Consider the following 18,005-nt stretch of genomic DNA (forward strand, 5'->3'; position numbering starts at 1 on the left):
GCTTGGGTAGGTCCCGTGGACATCTCAGACCTGACCGCCCGGGCCGAGCGCATCTCGGCCCGGTACGGCGAGTACCTCGGCATCGACCGCGACAGCGACTGGTTCCTGCTCAAGCTGCAGGAGGAGGTCGGCGAGCTCACCCAGTCCTACCTCCAGGTCACCGGCCGAGCCCGCACCAAGGGGTTGTCCGACGAGGAGATCCGCGACTCCTTCGAGCTCGAATTCGCCGACGTGCTGTGTCAGCTCCTGCTGCTCGCGCACCACCACAAGGTCGACGTACCGGCGGCTGTCGAACGCAAATGGCTCATCCGCGAGGCGCAGCTGAACGCCCCGGGTTCGCGTTCTTGACCAGCATCACCAGCACCGGGACCGGCGCCGCGGCGATCAGCACGGCGACCGGGATGCCGAGCCAGATCGGCATCGTCCAGCCGTTCGGTGCGTAGTAGTTCACCGCGAACGTGACGAACAGGTAGCCGAACGGCCAGATCAGCGTGCCGAGCCACTTCTCCTTGCGTGTCCAGCGGTCCGACTTCCAGAGCAGAACGACGCCGATCACCCAGCCCACGAACAGCAGGAACCCGCCGAAGGGGAGGAGCAGCAGCGTGGCGACGTCGCGGCTCCGGTAGCGCGGGACGAAGTTCCCGCTCGCGTCCTGCACTGCCATCGTGACCCCCTGTGAGCTGTGGTCCAGCGCAGTGTAGTCACGATGGGTGTCAGGTCGTCTTCGGTGGGACCGAGAACATGATCGCGAGCACGATGCCTGGGATCACGAACGACCAGAGTGGTGGCCAGCCGAACAGCACCGGGAGCAGGCAGAGCAGGAGGAGGTCGAAGCCGCGGATCGGCTGCGAGAACAGGCCCGGTGGGATCGCGCCCATCGGGGAGGCGACGAGCGGGCCGGCGTACGACGGGGGGCGGGCGGAGGCCTGGCGGACGACGCCGGTGAGGATGCCGGCGGCGACTGCGAAGCCGGTGGCCGCGTCGCCGAGGGCGGGGCCGGCTGCGAGGACCCAGAGGAGCACGAGACCGCCTGGTACGACGGACATCGCGACGCGCAGCTCGCGGAGATCCATCCCGAGTGCTCGGACCAGACCCGTCGATCGGCAGACCGAGCGGAGTCCGTCCATCAGCGGGCGCACCGCGACGAAGCCCGCGAAGCCGGCGGCGATCGGGACGAGCACGTCGTAGCCGGTGCCGGCGACGGCGTACGGGACGACGAGCAGGCCCGCGCCGACGATCAGGCGGCGCGGCCAGCGGAGCACACGGCGGAACTCGCGGTGGATGATCGCCTGGACGCGCTCGCCGCGGCCGCGGCGGGACTTCAGGCGCCCGACGGTCCGCCAGTGGCGGCCGGCGACGACGTCGGCGAGCAGGCTGACGTCCATGGTGATCGCGGCGCCGGCCATCCCGGCGAGCAGCTCACCGCCGGCGACAACGCTCTGCTTGGGGAGCCGAGCGAGGGTACGAGCGGTGAAGAAAACGAGCAGGCCAGCAAGAACAGCAACTACTACAGCCAACCCCAGCCACCGCACAGAAATGCTGCTACTGACAACAGCCAAGGTCCTCGGCTCAGTACTCTTTCCAGCTTGCGTCGCCAGGATCAGCGCAGGAACAGCAGCAACCACCAGCAGCGCGTCAGACACCCGCAGCGCCCACCGCCCTCTCGCCGGCACCTGCTGCGCCCACACCGTCGCGCACGCCGTACCGACCAGCAGCAGCACAGTCAGCAGCGCCGCCTCTCCGACAGTCGACCAACCAGCACCAAACAGCGCGAAGCCGATCACCGCAGCCAGCGCACCCATCACCACGGCCACCGCGATCACCAGCCGGTACGCCGGCCGCAGCAACGCGCCGCGATCAACAGGTGTCGCCATCAACCAGAACCCGGTCGCCCGCGAAGCCGATACCGGCCCAACGCTCAGCAGCACCCGCAGCATCCAGGAGACCAGCAGCGGCACCAGGATCCACGGCACGGTGTCCAGCAACCAGCCGCACGACGCCGACGAGCACGCCGCGGACTTGTTGTTCAGGTGCCGTACGACGTTCCCGCCGGTCGCCCCCAGCATCGCCAGCGCGAAGACCACCAAATAGATGTCCTCGAACTGCTGCCAGATCGTCCGGTCCGCCTTGCCGCGCCGCACCTTGCGCATCCAGCGGCGCAGCTCCGCCGACCGCGGGATCGCGCCGAAGTCTGCCGGGTCGAACACCACCGGGCCGTCGGAGGTGGCGCTCATGGCAGCGGGGTGAGCTCGACGCGGTCGTCGGCGACGGCCTCCACCAGGCCCGGGTCGTGACTCGCGAACACCACCGACGTTCCCGCCTTCTTCTCCTCGATCAGCCGTTCCGCCAGCCACGCCACGCCGGCTGTGTCCAGCCGCTGCTCCGGCTCGTCGAGCACGAGCAGCTTCCGCGGCCGGACCAGCGTCGTTGCCAGCGCGAGCCGGCGGCGCTGACCCGACGACAGCGAGCCGGGCAGCTGGTCGGCCGCCGCGAGCAGCCCGACGTCGTCGAGCAGCGTGTCGACCAGGTCCTCGGGTTCGGGGTTGCCGTGCGCGCGGGCGAGCAGGTCGAGGTGCTCGGCCGCGGTCAGGTCCGGGAAGAAGTCGAGGTCGTCGAGCAGCGCGGCGACGTCGCGTCGGACGACCTCGGCGCGCTCGTCGATCGGTACGCCGTCCAGCAGGATCTTGCCCGCCGCCGGTTCGTGCGCGCCGACGATGCAGCGCAGCACGGTCGTCTTGCCCGCGCCGTTGGGGCCGACCAGCGCGACCGCGCGGCCGGGAGCGAGGCTGAAGGTCAGGTCCTCGATCACCGGCCGGTCGGCGTACAGGTGCCGCAGGCCCGTCACGGCGAGCCGGGGTGCCGCTTTCGTCATCGCTTGCGGACCAGCGTCAGCCCGTCGCCGATGCCGAGCATGACCACGTCGACGCGGTCGTCGTTGGCCACGTGGGCGTTGAACTCCTTGCGGTCGACCGGGTCCTCGTCGTGCAGCCCGACCACGCGGCCGCCGGCCAGCGTGTTGTCGAACAGCAGCAGCCCGTTGGTCCGCACCCGCGGCACCAGGTGCTCGAAGTACTCGATGTAGGCGGGCTTGTCGGCGTCGACGAAGGCCAGGTCGAACTCGCCCTCGAGCTGGGCGGCGGACTCGTGCGCGTCACCGATCCGCAGCTCGATCTTGTCCGCGACGCCGGCCCGCTCCCAGTACGGGCGGCCGATCGAGGTCCACTCGTCGCTGACGTCGAGGCAGATCAGCTTGCCGTCCTCGGGCAGACCGCGGGCGATCGCGAGCGCCGAGAAGCCGGTGAAGGTGCCGATCTCGACCGCGCGCCTGGCCGAGATCAGCCGGGTCAGGGTGGTCAGCAGGGCGGCCTGGTCGGCCGTCGTCAGCATCACCGCGGCCGAGCCGAGCTTCTGCGTCTCCGCGACCAGCTCGGTGGCGATCTCGTCAAGCGGCATCCCGTGCGCCACCATGTAGTCGTGCAGCTGGTCGGTCACCTGGACCTGGTTGCCCATCCGTTTCCGCCGTTTCGTCGTCGTGTTCGGTCGCCTGTAGTCTCTACGGGTTGTTCGTCAGCTCGACACCGACCCCTTCTAGGAGTGCCCCAGCATGCAGATCGCCGTCGCCGGATCGATCGCGACCGACATCCTGATGACGTTCCCCGGACGCTTCAAGGACCAGTTCGTCGGTGAGCAGATGCACAAGGTGTCGCTGTCGTTCCTGGTCGACGAGCTGGTCGTGCACCGCGGCGGTGTCGGCGCCAACATCTGCTACGGGATGGCCCAGCTCGGCCGCCCGTCGCTGCTGGTCGGCTCGGTCGGGGCCGACTTCACCGAGTACGGCGCGGCGCTGACCGCGGCCGGTGTCGACGTCTCGCACGTCCGGATCTGCGAGAACGTGCACACCGCGCGCTTCACCTGTACGACGGACCTGGACGCGAACCAGATCGCCTCCTTCTACACCGGCGCGATGGCCGAGGCCCGCGAGATCGACCTGGCCGAGATCCACGCCAGGACCGGCGGCATCGACCTGGTCCTGGTCGGCGCCGACGACCCGGACGGCATGCTGAAGCACACCCGGCTGGCCCGCGAGAACGGGATCGCCGTCGCGGCCGACCCGTCGCAGCAGCTGGCCCGGATGGACGGCGAGCAGATCCGCGAGCTGATCGACGGCGCGACGTACCTGTTCAGCAACGAGTACGAGTCCGGCCTGATGGCGCAGAAGACCGGCTGGAGCCAGGACGAGATCCTCAGCCGGGTCGGCGTCCGGGTCACCACCCACGGCGGCGACGGCGTCGTGATCGAGAACGCCGACGGCGTGCTCGCGAAGATCCCCGCGGTCCCGGCTCCCGGCCTGGTCGACCCGACCGGCGGCGGCGACGCCTTCCGCGCGGGCTACCTGACCGGCCGCGCGGCCGGCCTGGACCACGAGCTCGCGGCGCAGATCGGCTGCACGCTGGCGACCACGGTGCTGGAGACGGTCGGCACGCAGGAGTACACGCTCGACCGCCCGGCGTTCCTGAAGCGTCTCGCGTCGGCGTACGGCGAGGAGGCCGCCGAGGCCGCCGCCAAGGCGCTCGGCCTCAACTGAGCATCACCCGCGAGCAGGCGGTCGCGTACCGCCTGCTCGTCAACAACCTGACCACTCGGCTGCCTGCGGGGGCGTACGAGGAGGCGGCGTACGCCGGGTTGCAGGACACGGCGCCGCGTGACGCGCTGCTGGGGTTGCATGCTCGGGTCGCCGAGTGTGAGCCGACGGCGTGGGAAGACCCGGCGCTGATGCAGACGTACAGCCCTCGGGGTGCGGTGTACGTGCTGCCGGCGAAGGACTTCGGGGTCTTCACCATCGGCCGCCTGCCGGACGACGCCGAGGAGCTGGAGGACTCCGCAGAGGCGATCTGCCGGCTGCTCGCGGGGCGTGAAGTGCGGGCGCCGGAGCTGGTCGAGCTTCGTCGAGCCCACTGGCGCGAGGCGCAGGAGCAGCCGCGGCGGCCTGGTCGCGAGCTGGAGGATCTGCGGCCCGCGTGTGCGACCGGGCGGATCGCGCTGCGGTGGACGACCAGCGCGCTGTGGGTCCGTGAGGTTCCGCGGCCGCAGGTCGATCCGGTCGAGGCTCGGCGCGAGCTGCTGCGGCGGCATCTGCGCAACTTCGCGCCGACCACTCCGCAGGCGTTCGCTTGGTGGGCCGGGCTTTCGGCGCCTGATGCTCGGGAGACGTGGAAGCTGCTGGCCGACGAGCTGGTCGAGGTCGACCTCGAAGGCACCCGAGCATGGGTCCATCAAGCGGACGAGCCCGCCTTCTCCGGGCGCGACGGGGCCGACCGGCCCGGCGACGGCGTACCGAAGCCCCGCGGCGTACGGCTGCTGGTCGAGCCCGACCTCCGGCTGCTCGGGCGGGACAAGACCGGCCTCTTCGTCGGCCCCGGCAAACGCCCGCTCACCCCCGCCTCCGACACCTTCCACCCCAACGGCGTCCTGCTCGACGGCCGGATCGTCGGCGCCTGGGGCCGCAAGGGTGCCCGCGTGAGCGTGAAACTCTCCGAACGGCTCACCAAAGCCCAGTGCGACGACCTCGCCGCCGAGGCCGAGAGCTTCCCCATCCCCGGCGCCGGCAAGATCTCCCTGCAGATCGGGGAATGAACGCGGCACCCGCCCGGTTGTAACTGAACTGTACGTTCAGTTCACTCCAGGGAGAGTTTTGATGACTGAAGCAGTTGCGGCCGCGTCGGGTGAGTTCACCATCGGCGGCGATCTGACGGTACGGCGGCTCGGATACGGCACGATGCAGTTGCCGGGTCCCGGCGTCTGGGGCGACTCGAAGGACCCCGCCGAGGCCGTCCGGGTGCTCAAGCGCGCGGTCGAGCTCGGCGTGAACTTCATCGACACGGCCGATGCCTACGGCCCGTTCACCGCGGACCTGCTGCTCAAGGAGGCCCTGCACCCGTACGCCGATGACCTGGTGATCGCCACCAAGGCCGGCTTCGCGCGGACCGGGCCGGGGCAGTGGACGCCGATCGGCCTCCCGGCGTTCCTGCGCCAGCAGGTCGAGCTGAGCCTGCGGCACCTCGGCCTGGAGCGGATCGACCTGCTCCAGCTGCACCGGATCGACCCCACGGTCCCGGTCGCCGACCAGGTCGGCGAGCTGGCCGCGCTCCAGCAGGAGGGCAAGATCCGGCACATCGGCCTGTCCCAGGTCAGCGTCGAGCAGATCGAGGAGGCGAGCAAGACCGCCCGGATCGTCTCGGTGCAGAACCTCTACAACCTCGCCCAGCGTGACGACGAGCCCGTCCTCGAGTACGCCGAGCAGAACGGTCTGGGCTTCATCCCGTGGTTCCCGCTCGCCACCGGCGGCCTCGCCCGCCCGGGCGGCCCGCTCGACGCGATCGCCAAGGACCACGACGCCTCGCCGTCCCAGCTCGCACTGGCCTGGCTGCTCAAGCGCTCCCCCAACATCCTCCCGATCCCCGGCACCTCCTCGGTCGCCCACGTCGAGGACAACATCGCGGCCGCCCGGCTCGAGCTGACCGACGCGGAGTTCGACCACCTCACCGAGGCCGCCGGCTGATGAGCACGGTCGCGACCGGCACGGACCACGATGCCTGACAAGGCGACGCACCCGCGCAGCCTCAGGGCGCAGGACTCGGTGCTCTGCGCAACCAAGGAGTTGCTCGCCGAGGGTGGGCCCGCGGCCGCGACCGTGGACGCGATCTCGGTGCGGTCCGGGGTGAGCAAGGCGACCATCTACAAGCACTGGCCGTCCCGGACCGCGATCGCGGCCGAGGCCTTCGGCCGGGAGATGGCCGCCGCGATCCCCTTGCCGGACACAGGTTCGGCGAGGGGTGACCTCGCCGAGCAGGTCCGCCGAGTGAGTCGTTTCTACGCCGGACCGCACGGCCGCGTGTTCGCGCAGTTGCTGGCGGCATCGGTGACCGACCCGCAGGCGGCGCCGTACATCCGGGAGTACTTCCTGGACGCGCGGCGCGCCGCGGTCACCGAGCTGTGGCAGCGCGCGGTCGACCGGGGCGAGGTGAAGCCGGGCATCAGCGCGGCGACCGCGATCGACGTCCTGTTCGGCCCGCTGATCTTCCGGCTGCTCACCGGGCACGCGCCGCTGACCGCCGAGGAGGCCGACCAGCTCTCCGCCGCGGCACTGGGCGGACTTCTGCGGTAGTTTCCCTGAACCGTCAGGGACCGCTGGGCCAACACTCGGCCCAGCCCGTTGACATCGATTTCCCCCGGGCGCAGGGTCGAGATTCGTGCGTACAAACCTGACTCCTGATCCCAGCCGCCGCCGGTTCCTCGGTCTGGCCGGTCTGGGCCTGGCCGGTGGAGCCCTGCTCCCGGCCGCCACCGCCGCCGCGTCCCCGCTCAGCACCGGTTCGCCGTACGGCGTCGACAGCACCACCGGGCCGTCGTACGGCGACGACCACACCACCTCGCTCAAGTTCGCGGTGATCACCGACACCCACGCCGACGTCGTGCTGCCGGACCGGTCCAAGGACCTGAACCGGATGCTGACCGTTGCCCAGGGCCTGCACCCGGACTTCGTCCTGCACTGCGGCGACATCACCGACTACGGCGTCGACGACGAGTTCGCGATGTACCGCGCGTCGGTCCCGGCCGGGCTGTGGGACCGGATCCAGCACGTGCCCGGCAACCACGAGTCGCGCTGGAGCCCGGACGCGTTCGAGACCTACCGCCGCTACTTCGGCCCCGAGTGGTCGTCGTTCGAGCTGCACGGGCTGCGCGTGGTCGGGCTCGCGCCGATGCAGATGTTCGAGGAGCCGGGTCTGTTCGGCGAGGACGGGCTCGACCATGTCTCCCGCGCGCTGCGCGGCCGGGAGCTGCCGACCGCGATGTTCCTGCACTACCCGCTGGGCGCCGACAACTACTACGTGAACGACACCGAGGACTTCCTGGACCGGATCGCCGGGCACCGGGTCCGGGCGATCTTCGCCGGCCACATCCACCGCCAGCAGGTCGCCGCGTTCAACGGCCTGACCCAGGTCGCGATGCGCAACACGTTCGCGATCCCGAGCTTCTACTGGGTCGAGCGCTCGCCGGACGGCAGCCGCCTCGACGTCACCGAGGTCGCCGTCCCGGCCACCGGTACGCCGACGTCGACCGCGGTCACCACGATTCCGCTCGGCCGCACCGGCCCGGGTGAGGTGCTCGAACCGCACCACGCTGACCTGCACGCGACCCGCGAGGCGATCACCGTGTCGGCGGCGTACAGGACCACGCCTGCGCAGGTGATCGCGCAGGTGTACCCGCAGAACGTGTTCAGCGGGAGCAACGCGGGGACCTGGGTGCCGCTCGTGAAGGGCCGCAACAACACCTGGCAGGGCGAGCTCAACGCGGCCGCGCTGCCGCTCGGCGAGCACCGGGTGCAGCTCCGGGCCATCGGCAACGACGGTGCCGCGTACGACCGAACGCTCACGATGAAGCTCACCGCCAAGAAGGCACCGACAGTTGCCTGGACAAAGGAACTGAACGGCGCGATCCAGGGCGCACTCCTCCCCATCCCCGACGGCTTCGTCGCCGCGACCGCCGCCGGTGAGGTCCACGCCTTCTCCCCCAAGGGCAACCGCCGCTGGAAGCACACGATCGGCGCCGTCCACCGCGCACCCGCGCTGATGGACCGCACCGTCCTCGTCCCCTCCGCCGACCACCGCCTCTACGCCTTCGACGCCTCGAAGGGCTCGACCGTCTGGTCCTCCAACCTGCACGCCCCCGTCCTCTCCAGCCCGCTCGTCACGAAGGTCGACGGCCGGCACCGCATCCTCGTCACCGCAGGCGGCCGCCTCCACTGCCTCGACGGCCGCGGTCGCGTGCTCTGGTCCGCCGCCCTCAACGGCCTGTTCGCCGGTCAGGTCGCCTGCGACGGCACCCGCGTGTACGCCGGTGGCGGCGACGGCAAGGCGCACGCCTTCGACGCCCGCACCGGTGCCGAACTCTGGGCAGTGTCGATCACCAACAAGACCACGCCGTACCAGCAGCTGATCTACGGCGCCTGGAGCGGCGAGGTCGAGCTGCTGCCGGATGGCTCGCCGCTGCTCGCGACGGTCTCCAGCGCGATGTCGCTCGACCCGGCGACCGGCGCCACCAAGTGGACGCGCAACGGCAGCTACATCTACACGCCGTCGCACCTCACGGCGTACGGGTTGTTGCTGGTCGACGAGCAGGGCAACGTCGTGATGGCCGACCCGGCGACCGGTGCCACCCGGTGGACGATCCGGCCGCTGCTCCGCGCGTTCGAGTCCGGTCCGGCGATCTCGCGCGACGGCAGGACCGCATGGCTGGTCGGCACCACCGGCCTGCTCACCCGGATCGACCTCGCGAACGGCACGGCCGAGCCGGTCCTCCAGGTCAGCAAGGCGAACACGTTCTCCACGCCGATCCTGGTCGCCGACCACACGCTGGTGATCGGCTTCCAGGACGGCGTACTGCGTGCTGTGACCGGCCTCTAGAGCCGTGGGTCAACCGGCTCGGATTCGAGCGCCAGTACGGCGAACACGCACTCGTGGACCCGCCACAGCGGTTCACCGCGGGCAGCGCGTTCGAGCGACTCGAGGCCGAGCGCGTACTCGCGGAGCGCGAGCGAGCGCTTGTGGCCGAGGTTCCGGTTCCGGAGCCGCTCGAAGTTGGCCGGTGCGGTGTAGTCGGGGCCGTAGATGATCCGCAGGTACTCCTGCCCGCGGACCTTCAGTCCCGGCTGCGCCAGGCCCTTGCCGGTCCGGACCAGGTTCGCGGCCGGCTTGACCACCATGCCCTCGCCGCCCGCGCCGGTCAGCTCCTCCCACCACGCGATCCCGTCGGCCCACGAGCCCTCGTCGACGAACAGCCGCCGCGTTGCCGTGATCAACGACGGGCCCGCGGCAACCATCCGGTCCGCGATCCCGAGGTGCCAGGCGTGCGGCCGGTCGTGGTACGTCGCCCCCTCCGACGCCAGCACCTGGAACGGCGCCACCCGGACACCCTCCAGGCCGTCGGTCGGCCAGCAGTACCGCCGGTACGCCGCACTGAACAGCTCCGCGTTCGCCGACCGCTCGCGGGTCCGCTCCAGCAGCTCGCCCACGTCGAGCCCGGCCGCCGCGGCCGTCTCCAGCGCAGCCGTTGCCACCGGCAACGACGACCGCGCGGCCGCGCCGACGGCGGCGTACTGGTTGCGGAGCAGGTCACCGGCCTTCGCGCTCCAGGGCAGCAGCTCAGCGTCGAGCAGCAGCCACGAAGTGTCCAGCTCGTCGAACAGCCCCGCCTCCTCGACCACGGAACGCAGCCCGAGCAGCAGCTCGTCACTCAGATCCGGCTTGAAGAACGCCCGCCCCGTCCGCGTGTGCACCGCGCCGCGCCCGGCCAGTCCGAACCGCTTCTCGGCGACATCGTCGTCGCGAGTCACCAGCACGACCGCGCGCGACCCCATGTGCTTCTCCTCGCACACGAGCTCGGTGACGCCCTGGCCCTGGTACGCCTCGAACGCCTGCCGCGGGTGCTCCAGCAGCCCGGGCTCCGGCGAGGTCGCGACCGGGCTCATCGTCGGCGGCAGGTAGAGCAGGAACCGCGGATCGATCGCGAACCGGCTCATCACCTCCAGCGCCGCCCCCGCCTGCTCGGCGCGGACACTGAGCCGCCCGTGCGTCGCGGTCTCGATCACCCGGCGCCCGGTGACGTCGGTGATGTCCAGTACGTCGGGCTCGCGCGTCGGCGCACTCGGCACGTGCAGCGGCTTGGCCGGCGCGTAGTACTGCTCCGCAGCCGGTACGGCGACCAGCTCGCGCTCCGGATACCGCAGCGCGGTCAGCGCGCCGCCGAACACAACTCCGGTGTCGAGGCAGATCGTGTTGTTGATCCACTCCGGCTCCGGGGTCGGCGTGTGCCCGTAGACGACCATCGCGCGGCCGCGGTAGTCCTGGGCCCACGGGTAGCGGACCGGCAGCCCGAACTCGTCGGTCTCGCCGGTCGTCTCGCCGTACAGGCAGAACGCGCGGACCCGGCCGGAGGCGCGACCGTGCATCCGCTCGACCAGGCCGGCGTGCGCGACGACGAGGTTGCCGCGGTCGAGCACGTAGTGCGACACCAGGCCGTCGATGAAGCGCTCGACCTGCGCGCGGAACTCGTCGCTCTCGTGCGCGAGTTGTTCCAGCGACTCGGCCAGCCCGTGCGAGGTCTTCACGTTCTTCCCGCGGAGAGCCTTCAGCAGCTTGTCCTCGTGGTTGCCGGCCACGCAGTAGGCGTTGCCCGATGCAACCATCCCCATCACCAGCCGCAGCACCCCAGGAGTGTCCGGCCCCCGGTCGACCAGGTCCCCGACGAACACAACTCTTCTGTCGTCAGAAGAACTTGCATCAACCGCACGACCATCAGAATCTCTGATGATCGTGTAGTTCAGCTCACCAAGCAGTTCTTCGAGTTCGGCTCGGCACCCGTGGATGTCCCCGATCACATCGAACGGCCCCTCCTGATCCCTCAGGTCGTTGAACAGCCGGGTCCGCTCGATCGTCACCTCCTCGACCGCCTCAACGGTCTCCAGCACGTGCACCGTCCGGAACCCCTCGCGCCGCAGGCTCCGCAGCCCGCGCCGCAGCTGCGACCGCTGCCGACCGACGACCCGCGCCCCGAAGTCCCGGTCCGGCCGCTGCGCGTTCCGCTCCAGGCACACCTTCTCCGGCAGGTCGAGCACGATCGCCACCGGCAGCACGTCGTGCTCGCGCGCCAGCGCGACCAGCTCGCGCCGCGCCTCCGGCTGCACGTTCGTCGCGTCGATCACCGTCAGCCGCCCGGCCGCGAGCCGCTTGCCCGCGATGAAGTGCAGCACCGCGAACGCGTCCTTGGTCGCCGCCTGGTCGTTCTCGTCGTCGGAGACCAGCCCGCGGCAGAAGTCGCTGGAGATCACCTCGGTGCCGAGGAAGTGCTTGCGCGCGAAGGTCGACTTGCCCGACCCGCTCGCCCCCACCAGCACGACCAGGCTGAGCGCCGGTACGCCGATCGTCGCCATCAGACGTTCTCCTTCCGGAACAGCGCGAGCTGGGTCGGCGGCCCGACCTCGGGGTCGTCCGGCCCGACCGCCCGGAACGTCACGCCGTACCCGTACTGCGCACAGACCTGGGCAGCCCACGCGTGGAACTCGTCCCGCGTCCACTCGAACCGGTGGTCGGGGTGCCGGAACTTGCCGGCCGCGAGCGTCTCGTAGCGCACGTTGTGCTCGGAGTTCGGCGTCGTGACGATCACCGCGCCCGGCCGCGCCGCCCCGAACACAGCCTGCGCCAGCGCCGGCAGCCGCGGCGGGTCGACGTGCTCGACGACCTCCATCAGCACCGCCGCGTCCAGCCCGCTCAGCCGGGCGTCGGCGTACGTCACCGAGGACTGGAACAGCCGCAGCCGCTCGCGCTGCCGGTCCGACATCTCGTCCACGTGCAGCCGCCGCTCGGCGAGCGTCAGCGAGCGCGCCGACACGTCGGTCGCCACGATCTCGTCGTACCGGCCGTCTTTGAGCAGCAGCCCGACCAGCTGGCCTTCGCCGCAGCCCAGGTCAGCCACCCGCCGCGCACCCAGCTCCTGCAGTACGCCGACCACCGCCTCCCGGCGCTGGACCGCCAGCGACACGCGCACCTCGGACTTCTCCTCCTCGGGCTCCACGACGTCCTCGTCGAGCGACAACCCGTCGGCCTCGGTCAGGCGTTCCAGCGCGAGGTCGGTCAGCTTCCGCCGGTGCGCGAGGTAGCGTCGGCTGATCAGCTCCTTGTCCGGGTGCGTGCCGAGCCAGCCGTCACCCGCCTTGACCAGCTTGTCGATCTCGTCCGGGCCGACCCAGTAGTGCTTGGCGTCGTCGAGCACCGGCAGCAGCACGTAGAGGTGGTTCAGCGCGTCCGCCAGCCGCAGTACGCCGGTCAGCCGCAGGTCGACGTACCGCGAGTCGCCCCACTCGGGGATCTCCGGGTCGAGCGGCACCGGCCGCGCGTCGACCGTCCAGCCCAGCGGCGCGAACAGGCGCTCGGCCAGCGCCGCACCACCCCGGCACGGCAGCGCCGGGACGTGCAGCGCGAGCTCGATCGGCCGCGCCGCGAGGTCGGGCCGCGCGTCGCAGCGGCCGTTCATCGCGGTCCGGAACAGCTTGCCGAGCGCGACGGCGAGCAGGCTGGAGGCGGCGTACGGGCGGTCGTTGACGTACTGGCCGAGCGTGAAGCCCTCGGTGGCGCGGCCGCGGCCGGAGCGGACCAGCGCGATCGGGTCGATCTCGAGCAGCACCGCCGCCGTACAGGCCTCGTCGGTGGCCTCCGGGTACAACACATGGGCCGTCCCGCTGGTGACCTCGACGGACTGCGGTCGCGCCGGGTTCTTGTGCAGCAGGAAGCCGAGCTCGGCCGCCGGGGCGCCGAGACCGCTGGACGTGGTGGCGATGGTCAGGAACACTCCGACATTCGACCACGGCAGGCGTCCGCTGAGCGCGACCTTTTGTCCGCCATAACCGACCGCTCGGCGAGACACGCGGACAGGCTCTGGCGCGTCCGGCCGGTTTGGTCCTAGCTTGTTGCAAGAAGATGAGTCGCTACGGACCGTCCTTCCCCGCTGACTGTCAGTACAGGTCCCCGGTTTGTGGCGAGCACCCACCCACGCCGACCCGGGGAAAGGACCATGGCACCAGCACCTGTACGCCGCCCGGCCACCGCGACCGCAGAGGTCCGCCGGTGAAGCCCCAGACCTTCGAACTCGTCCGTTTCACCGACGTCAGCGGCGTCTCCGGCACCGGGGTGGTGGCCGAAGGCTGCGTGTTCACCGACGGCTCGGTCGCCCTGCGCTGGCACGGCGCGAACCCGTCCACCGCCGTCTGGCCGGACCTCGACTCGATCCTCGCCGTGCACGGCCACTGCGGCGCCACGGTCGTCCGCTGGCTCGACGTCTCCGAGATGGAGACCGTCCCCGGCACCGACCTGCTCCCCGGCGAGGTCACCCACATCCTGGCCACGGGCCGCCTCACCCATCATCCGCCACCAGCGGTGGCAACGGCTTGACTCAGCACCCATCCCAGCGGCGGCGACGGGCGCGCCTCTCCGGCGACTACTTCAAGTAGTTGCCACCGAGGCACTGGCCTGCCCCGACGGACTAGCCGGCGATCCCCGTCAGCGCGAAGAACTCCTGCCGCGACGCCGGGTTCTCGCGCAGCGTGCCGTGCACGGCCGACGTGACCGTCTTCGACCCCGTCGCGCGCACCCCACGCAGCGACATGCACTGGTGCTCGGCCTCGATCACCACGCCCACGCCCTTCGGTGCCAGGTGGCCCTGCAGCCAGTCGGCGACCTGCTTGGTCAGCCGCTCCTGCACCTGCAGGTCGCGCGCGAACAGCTCCACCACGCGGGCCAACTTCGACAGCCCGAGGATCCGCTCCCCCGGCAGGTAGCCGACGTGCGCCACGCCCTGGAACGGCAGCATGTGGTGCTCGCACAGCGACTGCACCGGGATGTCCCGGGCCAGCACCAGCTCGTCGTACCCCTCGTCGTTGGGGAACGTCGTCAGGTCGAACTCGCGCGGCGTCAGCATCTCGGCGTACGCGCTCGCCACCCGGCGCGGGGTGTCCTGCAGGTGGGCACCGTGCGGGTCCCGCCCGAGCGCCTTCAGCAGGTCCGCGACCGCGCGCTCGGCGGCCGGCAGGTCGATCTCCGGGCGGCCGCCCACGACGTGCAGCTTCGTCGGCACCACCGTGGCCGGCTCGGCGAGCTCGGTCTGGATCGTCGTCATACGCCCCTCCTGATGGATCGAAGGCGATCAGTTTACTGTTTTGTCAACCGAAGTTGGAGATAGAATCATCCCGTGGACCGACAGGCCAACCTGCAAGCGGTCGCCGCCCTCGACGAACCGACCCGGCGGCGTCTCTACGAGTACGTCGCCGCGGCCGCCGCGCCGGTCAGCCGCGACGACGCGGCCGGCGCCCTCGCGCTGCCGCGCAACACCGCTGCCTTCCACCTGGACCGGCTCGCCACCGAGGGCCTGCTGACGGTCGTCTACGAGCGCCGTACCGGCCGCACCGGACCGGGCGCCGGGCGGCCGGCGAAGCTCTACAAGCGCTCGGAGAACGAGATCCAGATCTCACTGCCCGAACGCCAGTACGCCGTCGCCGGGCACCTGCTGGCCGGCGCGATCACCGACGCCGAGGAGTCGGCGAGTACGCCGCGCGAGGCGCTCGCTCGTCGCGCGCAGGCCTTCGGCTCGGCCGCGCCCGGCGACACGATCACCGACGCGCTCGCCGGGCAGGGCTTCGAACCGCACGAGGACGGGCCGGTGATCGCGCTGTCCAACTGCCCGTTCCGCGCGCTGGCCCGAGAGCACGGGTCGCTGGTCTGCACGATGACCCTGCACCTGGTCGAGGGCATCGCGACGGCCCACCCGGAGGCCGCGGTGTCGGCCGAGCTCCATCCGACGCCCGACCACTGCTGCGTCCGGCTGGTCCCGCGGTCAGCCTGAGGCTCGTTCTCGGCTGTTTCCCTTAGGCTCGGAGGGTGGCGAAGACGAAACCCTCCGCAGGCACCCCCGCGACCGTCGCGCTGACCAAGGCCGGGTTGCCGTTCACCACGCACGCCTACGAGCACGACCCGGCCGCGAAGTCGTACGGGCTGGAGGCCGCGGAGGCGCTCGGGCTCGACCCCGAGCAGGTCTTCAAGACGCTGCTCGTCGAGGTCGACGGCAAGCTCGCGGTCGGCGTCGTACCGGTCGGCAAGCAGCTCGACCTGAAGGCCGTCGCCGCCGCCCTCGACGGCAAGAAGGCGGTGATGGCCGACCCGGCCGCCGCCGAGCGCACCACCGGGTACGTCGTCGGCGGGATCAGCCCGGTCGGCCAGAAGCGCGCGCTGCCGACGGTCGTCGACGCCTCCGCCACCACGCACCCGACCGTCTACGTCTCCGGCGGCCGCCGCGGCCTCGACATCGGCCTGTCGCCGGCCGACCTGATCACCGTCACCGCCGCCCGGACCGCGCCGATCGCCCGCTGACCAGGAGCCTGGTATGGACGAACCGAACATCGAGACCACCCCGTCCCTGCGCGGCTACCTCGAGCTGTACGCCGCCGGCTTCGTCGACCGCGAGGAGATGCTGTCCGCCGTCGCCTCCTGGCCCTTCGTCGACGAACAGACCGACCCCGAACCAGCAGACCAGGACAACACCCTCGCGGTCGTCTCCGCCGCCCGCATCCTCGGCCAACTCACCCGGGAAGACATCGAGGAAATCCAGCGCCGCCTGGAAGGCCCAGCAACCTAGGAAACATCAGGTGGTGCGTCTGGATCCCCGGGACGAAGGGCCCCGGTCATCAGCGACACCACCTGGCTCATCGTCGCCTGATCCGGCCGGACCACCGCGGCCCGCCGGCCCAACCGATGGATGTGAATGCGATCGGCGAGCTCGAAGACCTGGGGCATGTCGTGGCTGATCAGGACCACCGGCAGCCCCCGGTCGCGGATCCGCCGAATGAGGTCGAGGACCAGACCCGACTCCTTCACCCCGAGCGCGGCCGTCGGTTCGTCCATGATCACCATCCGGCTCCCGAACATCGCCGCCCGAGCGACCGCGACGGCCTGCCGCTGACCACCCGACAGCGTCTCGACGATCTGCCCGATGTGCTGCACCGTCTCGATGCCGAGGGCATCGAGCTGCTCCTGGGCCTGCCGCCGCATCGTGGGCTTGTCGAGCAGCCTCAGCAAACGGCCGACAGGCCCAGCCCGACGGAGTTCGCGGCCCAGGAACAGATTGGCAGCGATGTCCATCGCCGGCGCCAGCGCCAGCGTCTGGTGGACAGTCTCGATCCCCGCCCGCCGGGCATCCAGCGGCGAGTGGAACCGCGTCTCCTCCCCGTCCAGCAGGATCGTCCCCTCATCAGGCACCAGCGCCCCGGACAGCGCCTTGATCAGGCTCGACTTGCCGGCGCCGTTGTCACCGACGACCGCCAGCACCTCCCCGGCGTACAGGTCGAAGTCGGCGCCGTCGAGCGCCGTCACCCGCCCGTAGCGCTTGACCAGCCCACGAGCCTGCAGCGCCGGCGTGCTCATCGCGACCTCCGTCGAGCCAACTGATCGAAGGCGACAGCCGCAATCACCAGTACGCCGGTCGCAACATCCTGGTACAGGCTGTCGATCCCGGCCTGCGTCAACCCGCTCCGCAGCACCGCCACGATCAGCGCCCCGACCACCGTCCCGAGCACGCTCCCCCGCCCACCGAACAGACTCGTCCCACCGATCACCACGGCCGTGATGCTGTCCAGGTTCCCGGTCTGAAAAGCGTTCGGATCAGCGTTCGGAATCCGCCCGAGCGCCTGCCAAGCAGCGAACGCGTAGATCACCCCAGCGATCAGATAAACGCTGAACCGGGTCCGCCCGACATGGATCCCGGTCAGCCGGGCCGCCTCAGGATCGTTGCCCAGGGCATACACATGCTGCCCCCACGCCGTCTTGGTCAACGCGTACCAGACGACCAGGAACATCACCACGGCCAACGTCATCCCGTGCGTCACGCGAATCTGCCCGAACAGGTACCCGCCGTCCCCCAGCACCCCGAGCACCGGATCCGTCACCGGCCAGGAGTTCCCCTGCGAGTACAACCGCCCGACCGCCAGTACGACGGTGAGCATGCCGAGCGTCACGATGAACGGCGGCAGGTTCAGCCACGTCACCAACCCACCCGACACCCCACCGAGCACCGCGCAGACGACGAACCCGACGACCAGCGCGAGCACCGGGTTGCTCCCCTCGGTCACCAGCCGGGCGAACAGCATCGTGCCGAGCACCATGATCGCCGCGTTGGCGAGGTCGATCCCGCTGGTCAGCACGATCAGCGTCTGCCCGAGCGCCAGCGTCGCGACGACCAGCGACTGCTGGACGACGAGCGACAGGTTGTCGACCGACAGGAACGTGCTGGTCGTCACCGAGAACACGACGATCGCGACGACCAGCGCGCCGAGCGGCCCGAGTGAGGGGTTGTGCAGGAACGCTTCAGCCGTCCGGTTGCGGCTGACGGTTGCCGGCGTACTCATC

At 70.7% G+C, this 18,005-nt stretch carries 19 protein-coding genes; 10 read left to right on the forward strand and 9 right to left on the reverse strand.

The features are described 5' to 3' along the window. The first annotated feature begins 15 nt into the window (after positions 1-15). Positions 16-348: a pyrophosphatase gene (locus tag ACZ6Z4_RS36020; RefSeq protein ID WP_465575761.1), complete on the forward strand. Its 333-nt coding sequence runs from the start codon at positions 16-18 to the stop codon at positions 346-348. Here the strand turns inward: ACZ6Z4_RS36020 and ACZ6Z4_RS36025 are convergent. From ACZ6Z4_RS36025 to ACZ6Z4_RS36040, 4 genes are read right to left on the reverse strand one after another with little or no spacing between them, the layout of a single operon-like run. Continuing rightward, positions 305-664: a hypothetical protein gene (locus ACZ6Z4_RS36025; RefSeq protein WP_465575764.1), complete on the reverse strand. Its 360-nt coding sequence runs from the start codon at positions 662-664 to the stop codon at positions 305-307. The two genes, ACZ6Z4_RS36020 and ACZ6Z4_RS36025, sit on opposite strands and share 44 nt — an antisense overlap. Before the next feature lie 49 nt (positions 665-713). After that, entirely contained in the window at positions 714-2,234 is a 1,521-nt protein-coding gene (locus ACZ6Z4_RS36030) for a DUF6297 family protein (protein WP_465575766.1), read from the reverse strand. After that, on the reverse strand, positions 2,231-2,872 hold the full coding sequence (locus ACZ6Z4_RS36035; protein ID WP_465575769.1) for an ABC transporter ATP-binding protein: 642 nt from the start codon (positions 2,870-2,872) through the stop codon (positions 2,231-2,233). The genes ACZ6Z4_RS36030 and ACZ6Z4_RS36035 overlap by 4 nt, the downstream gene beginning before the upstream one ends. Next, entirely contained in the window at positions 2,869-3,510 is a 642-nt protein-coding gene (locus ACZ6Z4_RS36040) for an O-methyltransferase (protein WP_465575771.1), read from the reverse strand. The genes ACZ6Z4_RS36035 and ACZ6Z4_RS36040 overlap by 4 nt, the downstream gene beginning before the upstream one ends. Before the next feature lie 94 nt (positions 3,511-3,604). Here ACZ6Z4_RS36040 and ACZ6Z4_RS36045 point away from each other — a divergent pair, with 94 nt between their 5' ends. The 5 genes from ACZ6Z4_RS36045 (at position 3,605) to ACZ6Z4_RS36065 (ending at position 9,464) form a co-directional block, all read left to right on the forward strand. Beyond that, a complete protein-coding gene (locus ACZ6Z4_RS36045; RefSeq protein WP_465575774.1) occupies positions 3,605-4,585 on the forward strand; it encodes a carbohydrate kinase family protein in 981 nt (326 codons plus the stop codon). Positions 4,586-4,683: 98 nt separating this feature from the next. Continuing rightward, positions 4,684-5,634 carry a DNA glycosylase AlkZ-like family protein gene (locus ACZ6Z4_RS36050; RefSeq protein WP_465575777.1) on the forward strand — a complete coding sequence of 317 codons (951 nt, stop codon included), beginning with the start codon at positions 4,684-4,686 and terminating at the stop codon, positions 5,632-5,634. A 61-nt stretch (positions 5,635-5,695) separates the two neighbouring features. Continuing rightward, positions 5,696-6,559 (forward strand): aldo/keto reductase, encoded by an 864-nt coding sequence (locus ACZ6Z4_RS36055; protein WP_465575782.1) that lies wholly within the window; start codon positions 5,696-5,698, stop codon positions 6,557-6,559. 30 nt (positions 6,560-6,589) lie between these two features. After that, positions 6,590-7,165, forward strand: a complete 576-nt coding sequence (locus tag ACZ6Z4_RS36060) for a TetR/AcrR family transcriptional regulator (RefSeq protein ID WP_465575789.1) — start codon at positions 6,590-6,592, stop codon at positions 7,163-7,165. An 85-nt stretch (positions 7,166-7,250) separates the two neighbouring features. Then, on the forward strand, positions 7,251-9,464 hold the full coding sequence (locus ACZ6Z4_RS36065; RefSeq protein ID WP_465575793.1) for an outer membrane protein assembly factor BamB family protein: 2,214 nt from the start codon (positions 7,251-7,253) through the stop codon (positions 9,462-9,464). Here the strand turns inward: ACZ6Z4_RS36065 and ACZ6Z4_RS36070 are convergent. Then, positions 9,461-11,989, reverse strand: a complete 2,529-nt coding sequence (locus ACZ6Z4_RS36070) for a polynucleotide kinase-phosphatase (RefSeq protein WP_465575796.1) — start codon at positions 11,987-11,989, stop codon at positions 9,461-9,463. The two genes, ACZ6Z4_RS36065 and ACZ6Z4_RS36070, sit on opposite strands and share 4 nt — an antisense overlap. Beyond that, positions 11,989-13,404, reverse strand: a complete 1,416-nt coding sequence (locus ACZ6Z4_RS36075) for a 3' terminal RNA ribose 2'-O-methyltransferase Hen1 (protein ID WP_465575799.1) — start codon at positions 13,402-13,404, stop codon at positions 11,989-11,991. The genes ACZ6Z4_RS36070 and ACZ6Z4_RS36075 overlap by 1 nt, the downstream gene beginning before the upstream one ends. A gap of 275 nt (positions 13,405-13,679) precedes the next feature. Here ACZ6Z4_RS36075 and ACZ6Z4_RS36080 point away from each other — a divergent pair, with 275 nt between their 5' ends. Beyond that, a complete protein-coding gene (locus ACZ6Z4_RS36080) occupies positions 13,680-14,003 on the forward strand; it encodes a hypothetical protein (RefSeq protein ID WP_363671465.1) in 324 nt (107 codons plus the stop codon). A 91-nt stretch (positions 14,004-14,094) separates the two neighbouring features. Here the strand turns inward: ACZ6Z4_RS36080 and folE are convergent, their stop codons facing one another. After that, a complete protein-coding gene (gene folE, locus ACZ6Z4_RS36085; RefSeq protein WP_465575803.1) occupies positions 14,095-14,727 on the reverse strand; it encodes a GTP cyclohydrolase I FolE in 633 nt (210 codons plus the stop codon). 72 nt (positions 14,728-14,799) lie between these two features. Here folE and ACZ6Z4_RS36090 point away from each other — a divergent pair, with 72 nt between their 5' ends. The 3 genes from ACZ6Z4_RS36090 to ACZ6Z4_RS36100 are packed head-to-tail and all read left to right on the forward strand — an operon-like array spanning position 14,800 to position 16,239. Then, positions 14,800-15,450 carry a helix-turn-helix transcriptional regulator gene (locus ACZ6Z4_RS36090; RefSeq protein ID WP_465575806.1) on the forward strand — a complete coding sequence of 217 codons (651 nt, stop codon included), beginning with the start codon at positions 14,800-14,802 and terminating at the stop codon, positions 15,448-15,450. 35 nt (positions 15,451-15,485) lie between these two features. Continuing rightward, positions 15,486-15,974, forward strand: a complete 489-nt coding sequence (gene ybaK / locus ACZ6Z4_RS36095; RefSeq protein ID WP_465575811.1) for a Cys-tRNA(Pro) deacylase — start codon at positions 15,486-15,488, stop codon at positions 15,972-15,974. Positions 15,975-15,987: 13 nt separating this feature from the next. Next, positions 15,988-16,239, forward strand: coding sequence for a hypothetical protein (locus ACZ6Z4_RS36100; protein WP_363671473.1), 252 nt, complete (start codon positions 15,988-15,990; stop codon positions 16,237-16,239). On the opposite strand, the gene ACZ6Z4_RS36105 is transcribed toward ACZ6Z4_RS36100, so the two are convergent. Further along, entirely contained in the window at positions 16,236-17,024 is a 789-nt protein-coding gene (locus tag ACZ6Z4_RS36105) for an ATP-binding cassette domain-containing protein (protein ID WP_465575816.1), read from the reverse strand. The genes ACZ6Z4_RS36100 and ACZ6Z4_RS36105 overlap by 4 nt on opposite strands. Continuing rightward, complete coding sequence (locus ACZ6Z4_RS36110) at positions 17,021-18,004, reverse strand: ABC transporter permease (RefSeq protein ID WP_465575819.1); 984 nt, start codon at positions 18,002-18,004, stop codon at positions 17,021-17,023. The genes ACZ6Z4_RS36105 and ACZ6Z4_RS36110 overlap by 4 nt, the downstream gene beginning before the upstream one ends. Position 18,005 lies beyond the last annotated feature (1 nt).

The sequence above is a fragment of the Kribbella sp. NPDC104740 genome (genome assembly GCF_055583505.1).